9 protein-coding genes are annotated in these 12983 nt (G+C 43.0%); 8 read left to right on the plus strand and 1 reads right to left on the minus strand.

Annotated elements, in window-relative coordinates; genetic code table 11:
- Window positions 1-2 precede the first annotated feature (2 nt).
- From MJ595_RS11550 to MJ595_RS11565, 4 genes are all read left to right on the plus strand, one after another.
- The gene (locus MJ595_RS11550; RefSeq protein WP_263078024.1) at window positions 3-1295 is read left to right on the plus strand and encodes a glycine/sarcosine/betaine reductase component B subunit; all 1293 of its coding nucleotides are present in this window, start codon (window positions 3-5) and stop codon (window positions 1293-1295) included.
- Window positions 1296-1377: 82 nt separating this feature from the next.
- Complete coding sequence (grdB, locus tag MJ595_RS11555; RefSeq protein WP_263078025.1) at window positions 1378-2676, plus strand: glycine reductase complex selenoprotein B; 1299 nt, start codon at window positions 1378-1380, stop codon at window positions 2674-2676.
- A 217-nt stretch (window positions 2677-2893) separates the two neighbouring features.
- Complete coding sequence (locus MJ595_RS11560; protein WP_263078026.1) at window positions 2894-3202, plus strand: hypothetical protein; 309 nt, start codon at window positions 2894-2896, stop codon at window positions 3200-3202.
- Between the two features lie 8 nt (window positions 3203-3210).
- Window positions 3211-4026, plus strand: coding sequence for a hypothetical protein (locus tag MJ595_RS11565; protein ID WP_263078027.1), 816 nt, complete (start codon window positions 3211-3213; stop codon window positions 4024-4026).
- A 534-nt stretch (window positions 4027-4560) separates the two neighbouring features.
- Here MJ595_RS11565 and MJ595_RS11570 read toward each other — a convergent pair.
- Window positions 4561-5664, minus strand: coding sequence for a hypothetical protein (locus MJ595_RS11570; RefSeq protein ID WP_263078028.1), 1104 nt, complete (start codon window positions 5662-5664; stop codon window positions 4561-4563).
- A gap of 288 nt (window positions 5665-5952) precedes the next feature.
- Here MJ595_RS11570 and MJ595_RS11575 point away from each other — a divergent pair, with 288 nt between their 5' ends.
- From MJ595_RS11575 to MJ595_RS11590, 4 genes are all read left to right on the plus strand, one after another.
- Complete coding sequence (locus tag MJ595_RS11575) at window positions 5953-8703, plus strand: hypothetical protein (RefSeq protein ID WP_263078029.1); 2751 nt, start codon at window positions 5953-5955, stop codon at window positions 8701-8703.
- 421 nt (window positions 8704-9124) lie between these two features.
- Window positions 9125-10630 carry an oligopeptide:H+ symporter gene (locus MJ595_RS11580; RefSeq protein ID WP_263078030.1) on the plus strand — a complete coding sequence of 502 codons (1506 nt, stop codon included), beginning with the start codon at window positions 9125-9127 and terminating at the stop codon, window positions 10628-10630.
- A 429-nt stretch (window positions 10631-11059) separates the two neighbouring features.
- Complete coding sequence (locus MJ595_RS11585; RefSeq protein ID WP_263078031.1) at window positions 11060-11668, plus strand: trimeric intracellular cation channel family protein; 609 nt, start codon at window positions 11060-11062, stop codon at window positions 11666-11668.
- A 216-nt stretch (window positions 11669-11884) separates the two neighbouring features.
- Entirely contained in the window at window positions 11885-12919 is a 1035-nt protein-coding gene (locus MJ595_RS11590) for a PTS sugar transporter subunit IIC (RefSeq protein WP_263078032.1), read from the plus strand.
- The last annotated feature ends 64 nt before the right edge of the window (window positions 12920-12983 follow it).

Below are 12983 nucleotides of genomic sequence, written 5' to 3' on the forward strand. Positions count from 1 at the left end.
AAATGAAACTTGAGATTGGTAACATCCATGTGAAGGAGCTGGCGTTCGGCGACGAAACCACTCTTTCCAGCGGTCGTGTACAGATCGACCGTGAAGCAGTTATCGGATTTATCCGCGAACTGGATCACCGTATTACTGAAGTGAAGCTGGACATCGCCCTGCCAGGCGAAAAGACTCGTATCATGCCTGTTAAAGACGTGATCGAGCCTCGTGTTAAGGTTGAAGGCGCTGGCTCCATGTTCCCAGGCCGCAATCCTGGTGAAGAAGCTATGGTCGGCGAAGGCCGCACCCATGTCCTGAAGGGCATGGCTATCGTCACCACTGGTAAGGTTGTTGGTTTCCAGGAAGGCATCATCGATATGAGCGGCCCTGGTGCACAGTACACTCCTTTCTCTGCTACCAAAAACCTGGTTGTTACCTGCGAAGTGGACGACACTTGCAACCAGTATGACCACGAAGCCATTCTGCGTCGTGTAGGTATCGAGACTGCAAACATGATCGGCAAGCTGGCTAAGGACGCCACTGCTGATGATTCCCGCACTTACGAAACCAAGCCTCTGCTGGAACAGGCTGCCCAGTACCCTAACCTGCCCAAGGTGGGTTACATCTACATGCTGCAAAGCCAGGGCCTGCTGCACGACACCTATGTCTACGGTGTTGATGTGAAGAACATCCTGCCTACACTGATGTACCCTACAGAAGTGATGGACGGTGCGGTAATGAGCGGAAACTGTGTATCCGCCTGTGACAAGAACCCAAGCATCGTGCACCAGAACAGCCCTGTTATCCATGAGCTGCTGGAACACCACGGCACCAAGTACAACTTCATGGGCGTGATCGTTACCAACGAAAACGTCACCCTGGCAGACAAAGAGCGTTCCTCTAACTACGTTGCCAAGCTGGCTGTGCAGATGGGTCTGGATGCTGTCATCGTTTCTGAAGAAGGCTTCGGTAACCCTGACGCTGACCTGGTAATGAACTGCAACAAGCTGGAACGTGCCGGTATCCGTACCGTACTGCTGACAGACGAATATGCGGGTCAGAATGGTGAAAGTCAGTCTCTGGCAGACTCCACACCAAAAGGCGACGCTGTTGTCACTAACGGTAACGCTAACCAGGTAGTGACCCTGCCTGCAATGGAACGAGTAATCGGTCACGACGTTTACGCTGACATGATTGCCGGTGGTACTGAAGGCAGCCTGGCTAAAGACGGCTCCATCACCACTGAAATCCAGGCGATTACTGGTGCTACCAACGAGCTGGGTTATCACAACCTGACAGCAATGGCTGGCTAAGTCTTCAGATTACATTGAAGACGGTTTATGAGCTAAAGGCTCTTATGCTTAAGGCTCCAAAGAATTCACAAGGGAACAAATCATGACTATCAGGATTGTTCATTACATTAACCAGTTCTTCGGACAGAAGGGTGGCGAAGAAGCTGCTAACCATCCTATCGAACTGGTAGAAGGCCCTGTGGGACCTGGCGGTGCAATTGCTGGCGCTCTGGCTGGCAAAGCAGAAATCGTTAACACTATCATTTGTGGTGACTCTTACTTCAACGAGAACGAAGGCGTAGCCTGCATGGGCATTCGCGAAATTCTCGAAGAGATCAAGCCTGACCTGCTGGTTGCTGGTCCTGCTTTCAACGCTGGCCGTTACGGCATGGCTTGCGGCAGGGTTGGCGAAGTGGCCAAGGAAATCGGCATTCCTGCCATCACTGGCATGTACCCAGAAAACCCGGGCTATGAGCTGTATCGCAACTTCTCCTTCATGGTAGAAACCACCAACAGCGCTGCGGGTATGCGTAAAGCAGTTCCAGCCATGGTGAAGCTGATCACTGCTTTCATCGAGAAAGAAGGCAAGCTGGGCACTCCTGAAGAAGAAGGCTACATGCCTCGCGGCCTGCGCGTAAACTTCTTTGCTGAAGAGCGTGGAGCCAAGCGTGCAGTAGACATGCTGATCGCCAAGCTGGAAGGTAAAGAGTTCAAGACTGAATACCCAATGCCAGTCTTTGACCGTGTAGAGCCTCAGCCTGCCGTTAAGGATCTGAGCACTGCCACTATCGCCCTGGTGACTTCCGGCGGTGTTGTACCTAAGCACAACCCTGATCACATCGAGTCCTCCAGTGCTTCCAAGTACGGTGAGTACAGCATCGAAGGTCTGGAATGCCTGTGTGAAGCCAGCCACGAAACTGCCCACGGTGGTTACGATCCGGTTGCCTGTAATCAGGACCCTAACCGTGTTCTGCCCGTTGACGTTCTGCGTGATCTGGAGAAAGAAGGCAAAATCGGCAAGCTGCACGGCAAGTTCTACACCACGGTTGGTAACGGTACTTCCGTAGCTAACTCCAAGGCGTACGGCGCTGAAATCGCTATGCACCTGAAGAATGCCGGGGTTACCGCCGCCATTCTGACCTCCACCTGAGGAACCTGCACGCGTTGCGGTGCAACGCTCGTTAAAGAAATCGAAAAGGTTATGCCTGTGGTGCACATCGCCACTGTAGTACCTATCTCCAAGACAGTAGGTGCTAACAGGATTGTTCCTGCGGTAGCGATTCCTCATCCTCTGGGTAACCCCAAGATGGATAAGGCTGAAGAAAAAGTGCTGAGAAGAGGCCTGGTAGAAAAAGCACTGAGTGCCCTGACTACCGAAGTTGAAGACCAGACTGTTTTCTAAGCTAGAGACAGAATTTTTCTGAAAACTGAAAAACGCCCATCTTTGGATGGGCGTTTTTTTATGATGAATGAGGATGATATATTAGCTGGAGAGTAAAGTAGTCATAACTGGAAAGAATTAGCGGTATTGTTTAATTATAAATTAATAAAGTATTGGCTGCATAATAAGCTATTTTTTACTTTATGTGAGAAATAGGCTGGTTAGGTTAATGAAATGTATGATTGACTATTTTGCTTCTTGTGAAGGGGTTGTTGCTTTTTGTAAAAAAAGATTGTTTTTTTTTGCAATGGTTTTTTTTATTCCATTGATTGGGGGCTGTGGAGATCCCAAAAGTGATGAAAATGAAGGTGGTGAATTTGACTCTGTTTACTTATTAAGTGATGAAATTAAGGCAAGGCTATCTATTAGTGAAGATAATGAAAAAGAAACGACTGTGCCAGAGTGGCTGAAAGATACTTTAGATAGGGTTTTTTTGCTAGTGATGAAGATTTTGTTAAGGCAAAAGAAACTTTTGTATCTGGTTTAGCTGAAAGTGTGAAAGAAGAATGTATTCTGAAATTGGATAATATGTATGAAAAGAGGCTGGAAAGAAGAAGGGGAGTACAGCAAACTATGGAAAGAACATTTAAGAGAAATGTTGAAAAAGAAATTCTAAAGCAAGATCTAGCTGTTTTAACTTCAGGCATTGCTTCTCGGTCTGGGGTCTTTGTATGGTGTATCCATAATTACAATGAAAGAAAAGTTAATCATATTGCTATTACTAGCGCCGGTAAAAATGAGATGTTTATGGAAAGCCCTGCTTTTGAAACACCTTCTGGGTATAGATTATGCGCTCGACTTTACTTGGGTGGCTATTCACTAGGTAAGTTTATGAGTAATATCTCTGTAACAATCCAGATTCTTCCAGGGGAAGGGCAGCGATATGAAAGCTTGAAGTGGCCATTTGCGGAGAAAATTAATTTTACTATCTACGACCCTAGGGGTGAGTCAGATCATATATTTGAATCACTTGAGCCAAGTCATAGGAATATAACTTTTCAAAAGCCTAGGGTTGATGATATGACGGGCATGGTTAAACTGAATCTTCCAGCGGGAATCCCGCTCTTTGAATGTTATTCAAATTTTGAATGGTCTCATTTGAAAGAAGATAAGTTAATTATTATTGTTACAGTTGGTGATGCTAAATCACCTTTAATAGTGACTGAAAATATGAGATCAAGGACGGTGGAAAAAGGTTTAACAGAAGGTGATAAGATAGGGGCGACCAAAAAAATACCAGCGCAACCGCCAAAGACATCGACTTCCAGCAAGGTAAGAAAGAAAAACAATGACTCCTGTACTGTAATTTAGAAGGCTCTTTTATGGGTTTCAAGGAGGTAAAGTAACTTCGGTTTTACCGACTTTTTTGGTAGTACATACTGGGTAACAATCCCTCTATGATACTAAAGTTCCATGACCTCCTTGATAACGAAAAATGTTACGACCAGCTCAGACAATTACGTTGGCCTGAAGACGTGTATTGCCCACGCTGCGGTAGCTGCCACATTACTAAACGAGGGCAGAACGATACTCACCCTGAGCGGCAGCGTTACGGTTGCAGGGGCTGTTCGTGAGACTTTGATGATCTGACGCTCTTTGTATTTTCTGGTCACCATCAACCATCGAGGGGTTCTGGTCTTTATTACGCTCTTGGCTGCGCCCTCATAGAGGCATCTCTCAGGAGAAGCTGCCACTGTATCTTGGCTTTTTCGAGTGTCTGCATAATATTAGGCAGAGAGGAAAAGCCGCTATGTATGGTTTGTTGGAGCTACTGGTGGGATAGCTCCTTGAAACCCATAAAGAGCCAAAATTTATTCTTGATTCCGGTGGTGAATGACGGGGTTTCTATTCATATCTGGGTAATGTTTTCTCTGTATTAATGGTTTTTCTACAGGTTGGACATGTTGCCTGTTCACCAGCTTGCAAAATCCATGCATCAATACAGTGGCGACAAAATCCGTGTCCGCAGGAAATGTTAATATTTATCTTGTGATCGAAACAAATAAGGCACTCGGGAGAGCCTGAACCTGTGTCTTTACAGTCTGGTAGTAGTGGTTTATCAGCAGTCATCTTGATTTTTTTTACTTTTGCAGGTGATGTTTGGCTGGATGAGACACTGGGAGTTGGTGAGTGCCATGTTTGAGTTGATGTTTGAGGTGATATTATGCCTGATACTTTATCCCAATCCACATGCTTTCCAGAAAATCTATCGTAAATAAGAAGAGCTTTTACTAAGTCTTTTGGCTTGAAGTCTATTTTTTGACATCGAAACTTGTTTAGCACTGCATAGGTTTGCATTGGTACTGTCGTGTTCTCCATTTTTACCTGTTCCCATGCCGGTTGATCTATAATGCCAAGGCAATATGGCCAAAAAGTACTCCCGGTAACTAAACCACGACTAGCTAGTCGTGAAAGTTGTGCTTCTGTTATGTTTCCTTGATGTGAATACAGCCTGTGTACGTTTTGATTCTGTAATCTTTCAGCCATGAAAGGAGGGACGGTATCATTATTTTGCCATAATGTAATGATATCATTTATTCGCTGGCAGAAATTTTCCCAATATATCCAACTATCATCGCATGTTAGCACTACATTGATTAAATCTTGAAGAGTTGATTCATACCTTTGACGGCTATATGTCAACAAAAAATTAAACCTTTGCTGAAGTGAGCTATTTTGGTGATCTGCAACTATTGTATCAATGTCAGGCTCGGATAATCCTATTTTAATTGAAAAGTCTCTCATGCTGTCTGGTTTTATCACTGGTGCAAGTATGGCGCATTCCATAGGCGTTACTTTATTATTAGTAGTATGTTTATTTTCATCCAATACAGCAGATATTATCGCGGTAGCTGTGTCTTTTGTCATGGGGGTCGCTAACACGGATGATGTGAGGAAATAAGATAAGAAAAAAACATAAAAAAATAATTTTTTCAGTCTTTTTTGCATAATAACTAACCTATCATTGCAATTAAACTATTCAGAAAGAGAGGGTGCTATCTATCTGGGTCACAGCTTGCTGGTATAGTATAATCCTTTTCAGTCTTGGCGTTTTACTAATAAACTGCAAGGTAAATACAGCTATGTGATTGTCTGGTCTACTTTAACTCTAGGAGTAATCTAAAGTGCAGGTTGGGAAAAATGCTGCGATTGTGTGTTTTTTATTGCTTATTATGTACAGGTTCTATACAGAATATAGCTTATCCGGCTGCCGATAGTACTATCGATGAAGACCATATGGAGATTATGAAGGCTATACGTGATGCTAGTGCCGATGCTCAGCCGTTGTATCAGAAAAATAAACAGCTTGTTTCATCTTATTTAAAAAGGCGTTATGTTTTTTACAATAATCAATCTCTCAATAAAAGAATGACAGGTTCATCTAGGTTCAGATTTAAAAAGGAAGATATGTTGTTCGTGATTAGTTTTGAGTGTGGCGCCCTTTTTTTTGATGCTCTGAAGGAAAAGCTAGAGGGAAAAGGTTTTTTTATTTCCTTCCCGTATAAAACCAAGTTTTCAGTCGAGTTTCGGTGTGGTTACAGTGTGCTTGAAATATTTAGGAAGATTGGTAGAGATCGTGAATTAAAACAGGTTTTAGCGAAAGTGATTCCAGGGTTTTCTTTACAGGTTGATTTTGTAGAGAAGCTTTTAAATAATTTTGATCACTATGTTTTTTTTGATGAGAATGATTTTCCATGCTTAAGCCCATATGGGCATATGCATATGGATTATTTAAAGTATGATGATACCATTAATAGAATGGAGCAAATGTGTGCTTTTTTTGAAGGACAAAAGCTTGAGGTGAATAGAAAAATAAAGGTTTTAGAACTTTTGGGGGTTTTTCGTGATTATTCAGTGCTTCTCCAACGATCAGATTTATTTGTCAGGGAAATATGCTCTGGAGGAGGCTTTGATTGGTTTTTGCCGGCTGCCTGTGAATTTCAGAATAAAAGAAGCTCTCTGGGTATATATCTTGCGGGTTGTGTAGATCGTTATCTTCCCGATACACCGTGGAGCTTTTATAGTATTTGTGAGGCTATCCCTTATAAAGGAAAGGTTACAAAGGTATTCAAAGAAAATAATGAAGCAAGGAAGATTAAGAAAGAGAAAAAAAGGTGGAAAAACACGCCTGCCACTGTTCAGGCAAAAGTTGTGGCGGTTAATACAGACTCAGCAAAGCATCTTTTAGAGTTATCTGGAGTAGGCCAACAGGATTGCAGTGGCGTTCTACCTGAAAGCCTCTTAGCTGAAAATTTTGAAGAGTTACCCTGTACTAAGGGTAGATCAGCTCCAGATGCGTTAGGGCAATTGGAAGATAACCCTATAGATTTAGCCCATGAATTAAAGGGCTCTGCAAGTATCAAAGAGTACAAGGAGAGCTTTAAAGAAAGTCCTTTACCGTTGGCACAGGATACGCTTGATAGTCTTTCATCTGACCTTGAAATACTTGATGTGACTGATGAGGGTCAGGCCACTGAGTCTCAGGAGAGTGAAAATAGTGGAGATTTTTTGGCTCCATTGCCACTCTCTCTTTCTGGTCTTTCATCTGACCTTGAAAAACTCAATGTGACTAATGAGGGACAGGCTATAGAGTCGGAGGAGGGGAGTGGAAGTTTTTCGGCTTCATTGCCATCTTCTCCTCCAACTTTGGCGAAGCACAGGAAAGGTAAACATAAGCATCTTCCAAAACGAGAGTGTAAGGCAAAAAAAGCTAACTGGGACAGACTGAGAAATGAGCAGCAGGAGGGGATAAAGAAGTCCCTTGGGCGTTCAGAAACTATTACGGTTACACAGCTTCGAACTGCCAATAAAAAGGATTCCTCTAAAAATGCTAATAAGTTAGCCGTACTTAAGAAAAGAAAAATACAGTTTCTTTTATTCTTGGGAACTATATCAATTTTTTTGTCAACTCAATATGCTGACTCTCTACCGGCTATGGTGAATAATTTTTTATATGTTTGCTGGGGTTGCGCTAAAGACAATGCTGAGTTAGCAGCATATATTTTGCCAGCGATGTCTACATTTTTTTCTATCATGTATGTTAATTTTGGGAAAAAAGGCAAAAAAAAGGAAGTTGCAAAGGCTGTGCTTTTAGTTTCACTTCCTTTTTTTTCTATACAGGGTAGCTTGTTTGCTTTTAATCAAATTAAAGAAAAAAGAGATAAAGTGATGGCTGATAAAGCGAGAGCTGTTTTTCCTCGTTATTTTGCCAGCTATGATGGTTATTCTTCTTATGAGTGGGGTTATAGTGACGGGTCAAAATCTTTTATTTATAAAAACAAGGGTCGTATTGATCTGCAAAGTTTGATGGATCATCGGCTGACAGATTTGTTAGTTGGTTTTGAGTTTGATTTTGACCGTTTTGTTAAAGTTAATGATTTAACAAATGTTGAGCAACAACGAGTTTTTCGCGAAAAAATTTTGCAACTTTCATCTTATTGTGGTTTTTTAAATGATCGCCAAATTGATTTTGGCTGTATGGCAAATAGCTTTTACTTGACATGCTTGGATGAAGGTGCGTCATTGGGGGCTTTTATTAAAATTTTAGCAAAGGAACAAAATATTAGTTATGACCACTGTTTTTATGTAAGAGTCAATAAAATAATAGATTTTACCGATTCTTCAGAGGGAGGCGCTCGTTATCTTGAATTTCAGCCTTGCTATTTGAAAAATAGTAAAAAATTGTGTGACCAAGCCTGTCAAAAAGCGGAGAGTTGTCTACGGTCTAATGTGGATATTATTATTCCTGATGAGTTTTTACAGGGATCTTATCGTTTGCATCGATACTCAAGAGGGTGGTGGAAGCCCACAGGAGATTCAGATTATTATGACCTTAAGCCAAAGGAAATGATTACGATGAAAAATATTCCTGAGTCAGGTTATTATGCATTTTATAATGCAAAGGATAGCATAAAGTTTCCTCCTTTGTTTCTTTGGATTAATAAAGGTAAAGTTGAGGTTTTTTGTGCGCCGCGAGTGTTAAAATAAGGTGGCACAGATAATTGCAATACCTGCAAAAGGGGTAAGAGAGGCTAGAGCAGCTTAAGTCTTTAATTGTGGCTGTTTTTTGATCGCTTTTATTGTTGGTCGATGAAAAAAATGATCTGCGCTTGATAGCTATTTATGACCTATATCAATATTCAAAAGCAGGAAGCAGGTGAGAATAGCCCTAACCTTGTATAGCCTGAGTAAGGGTGAAGTAAGTATAAAAATTAAAAAACATTAATCTCTATATGAAAAACATCTGCTTTCTGGTTTTATCCGGGGAGTGTGCTCTTTAATTTATTCAAACCGTTTTGGTATAAATTCTTTCTTTTTTCAGGTGGTAGCCTGAATTGAAAATATAAAAAAATAGCATCATCGTTTTTTATCAAGGACTTTCTATGTCCGGATTTTATGGGGGAGTAAAATGTCTATAGCCTTTAATCGCCAGCCAGCAGCTTTCAGGCTGATGTGCATGATTATACTACCTGCCATGCTATCCATGTATGGTATGAGTGCCATTGTTACTGTCTTTATGGTGAATGACCTTGGCTTACCGGAGGGGCAGGCCTTTTTAATTAATGGTGCAGCATCGGCCTTTTCTACCATTATTTATGCCATGGGAGGGTATCTGGCAGACCGTGTGCTGGGGGTAAAACGTTCACTGATTATTGGTAACGTAGCCATTATAGTTTCTTTGTTTATCTTGAGTTATGCCGCTTCCATTGGCAGCTTTACCCTGGCGATGGTTGGACTCTCAGGCGGCTGTGTTAGCCGGGCCTTGGCTAATAACTGCCCATCCAACCTGATATCAAAAGCGTATGAAAAGAAGGATCCCCGGATTGATAGCGCTTTTACACTTTACTATATGATGATTAATGTGGGTTCTTGCATTTCCCTAGTGATCACACCATTGATTGCCCATCGGTACTCGTACTCTGCTGGTTTTGCCATTGCCGGTGCCTGGAATATCCTCACTGTGCTTATCTACGTGTTTAAGCGGAGCTGGGTTGCGAAAGTGGGAGCAGAACCGGATTTTGAACAATTAAACATTGTCCGCCTGGGTCTGGTGATTGCAGGCATGATTGGTCTGACATTTCTGGGAAGCTGGCTGATTTCCCACTATGAATTAATGCAGGTGTTGCTGTTTGTGGCTATTGCTGGTGCTATTATCCTGTTCCTTTCCTATATGCGTAAAGAGGATGCCCAACAGCGCAGAAAAATGCTGGTTAGCCTGGTTTTGCTGGGATTCTCTGTGGCCTTTTTTGTCCTTTATAAGCAAATGCCCACCTCTTTGACTTTCTTTGCCATTCACAACACCCGTCATGTATTTATGGGTATCCCATTTGACCCTGTATCCACTCAAGCACTTAATCCTTTCTGGATTATCATTCTCAGCCCTTTGCTGGCGATCTGGTATGAAAGAAGCAGTGCTAAAGGCAAGGCGGTATCTATGCCGGGTAAGTTTGCCCTGGGTATGGTTTTCTGTACCCTTGCTTTTATGAGCCTGGCCTTTGGGGCAACCTACATGGCAGATGATGCCGGTCGGGTGTCCGCTATTTGGCTGATTCTAACCCATCTTTTCCAGGGACTGGGAGAACTGCTGATCAGTGCCTTGGGTATTTCTGTACTGGCGCAACTGGTACCCAGCCATATGATGGGCTTTACCCTGGGATTTAGAACCTTGACACTGGGAGTGTCGTCTATTGTTGCCGCCAACCTTGCTGTTTATATTGCTGTGCCAAAATCTGATGGCCCGGTGGACTCTTTGGCAACTCTTCCTGTCTATGCAGATTACTTCCTGAAAGTAGGCATTGGTGCTGCTGTGATGGCGGTGATCATGCTGCTGACAGCCAGGCGGCTTGATGATTTGATTAAAGGGCGTACGAAAGACAAGGACAGTGAGAAAGCAGCTGTTCCAGCAAATGGTTAAATATTAACGATATCTGTAATAAACGGGTGATCAGTAATTAATTGATCACCCGTTTTGTTTATTATCGATAAAAATAGGTTGAATTAAAGACAATAAGTTTCATAAAGGAAACAAGGTTTCTTTTTAGTTGAATTTTTTCTTTTATTATTAAATTTGTATCTTTTCTTTTTTTAATGTTGCTTCGATAAGAAATTTTTTCTTGCCATAGGTCATGGAATTAAATTCTTATTGAATGTTAAAAATAACATCATCAAATTTACAAGCTATAAAGGCTATAAGTAGACACTTTTAAGGTATCTGTTTTTAGTCAATACGGTCAAGAAAGCATGAGTTCCCTGGATTGAATGTTACTTATACAGGCGCTTTAAACCAATTTTTACCGAACGGCCTATTTAATGCGTTCAGGTTGTGTCAAAGGAGTATTGACTGATGTTCTTATATGCACTGGATATTCTTGGAACGGCAGTATTTGCCATTACCGGTGTACTGGTTGCCTGTCGTAAGGATATGGATCTTTTTGGTGTCATGGTTCTGGCTTTCGTCACTGCTGTGGGGGGCGGAACCATTCGAGATATGTTACTGGGTGGCGATCCTGTTTTTTGGGTCACTGATACCAACTATCTGTTTATTATTCTGGGAAGCGTTGCGGCTGGGCTGTTAACCCGAAAACTCTGTCTGCTATTTAATAATACATTATTAATTATGGATGCCATTGGCCTGGCAACCTTTACCATCATTGGTGTGGAAAAAACCCTTAGCCTTGGCGCCGCACCATTGGTTGCCATCATTATGGGCGCATTGACCGGTGCCGGAGGGGGTGTCATCAGGGATTTGCTGGCCGGAGATGTTCCGCTGGTTTTGAAACAGGGTATATACCCTACGGCAGCCATAGCAGGTGGTCTGGCTTATGTGATTCTCAATATGTTTGCCTTGCCAATGGAATGGGTTGCCTTGTCAGCTTCAGTTATTGTCCTGGTTTTACGGCTGGCTGCAATTGAACAAAACCTGACCTTACCCAGTTGGCGGATACCTGATTAAGAGGGTTATTTATCTTAAGGTGAACACATACCCTTAATATTCATACCCCTTAAAGAATTTATTATGTCATTGGTAATACCAGTGACCTATTGCAAAGCCCAGCCGTCAGCAACTGTGATCGGCAGGAATGAATATCAGTCCAGTTTTGAGTAATTAAGCAGAATCTGATCTTAAACGCTTTGCCCCCGGATTTGCAGTCCTAAAAAAGGTCTTTGTATGGAACTTATTAAAGGTGTTTCATTTTTACTTATCTGTCTTTCACTCTTCTCTTTATTCAGTGCATATGCCCCAAAAGGGCGGGCTGCGCTGGGTGGTCTGGCCAATGCCGCAGTAGCCAGCTTTCTGGTAGAAGCCGTACATTCTTATATCACCGGGGATTTTATAGGTATTGCTTTCCTGAAGGAGACAGGTGTGGCGGCAGGTTCCATGGGTGGTCCGGCGGCAGCTATTCTTGTTTGTCTGGCATTGAGGGTTAATCCCACCCTGGCGGTTGTGTCAGGTATTGCCGTGGCGGGACAAAGTATTCTGCCAGGCTTTATTGCCGGTTATCTCTGTTCATTTATTGCCTTGCAATTGGAAAAACGCCTGCCTGAAGGGGTTGATATGATTGCAGGGGCGCTATTAGTTGCACCTGTTTCCTACTTGATGGCAACCTGGTCAGCTCCCTTCGTTGACAGTGCCTTGGCGATTATTGGCGGTGCCATTAGTGAAGCCACCACTCAGTCACCTTATATTATGGGATTATTACTGGGTGGCATTATCAAGATCGTTTGCACTTCCCCGCTCAGTTCCATGGCGCTGACGGCTATTCTCGGATTGACCGGGCTTCCCATGGGCATTGCAGCCATTGCCTGTGTTGGCGGCAGTTTTACCAATGGTATTGTCTTCAAGCGCCTCAAGCTCGGTAATGACAGCCAGGTGGCAGCCATTATGCTGGAGCCTTTGACTCAGGCTCCCATTGTGACGGCCAATGCATTGAAAATCTATTCTTGCAATTTCTTCGGTGGTGCCATGGCGGGTATGGGGGCTGTGTATTTCAATATCATCAATAATGCGCCCGGCACTGCCGCTCCTATTCCTGGCTTATTAGCGCCCTTTGCCTTCAATGATCCAATGAATGTTGTCAGTGCCCTGGTGGTGGCTGTGATGGGTGGAACCCTGGCTGGCTACGTGGGGAGTAGTATCCATATGCGTATCAAATCCGAAAAAGAAGCAGGAAGCCTTTCTACGGCCATGCAGCCGGACTGTTGATAGATATCAGTTTAACTGACTTATTATGGGCGTAGTCTAGCAGTCTGTAGGACTTAGCTCTGAC

The organism is Endozoicomonas sp. Mp262 (assembly GCF_025643335.1).
In the GTDB taxonomy this organism is placed as follows: domain Bacteria; phylum Pseudomonadota; class Gammaproteobacteria; order Pseudomonadales; family Endozoicomonadaceae; genus Endonucleibacter.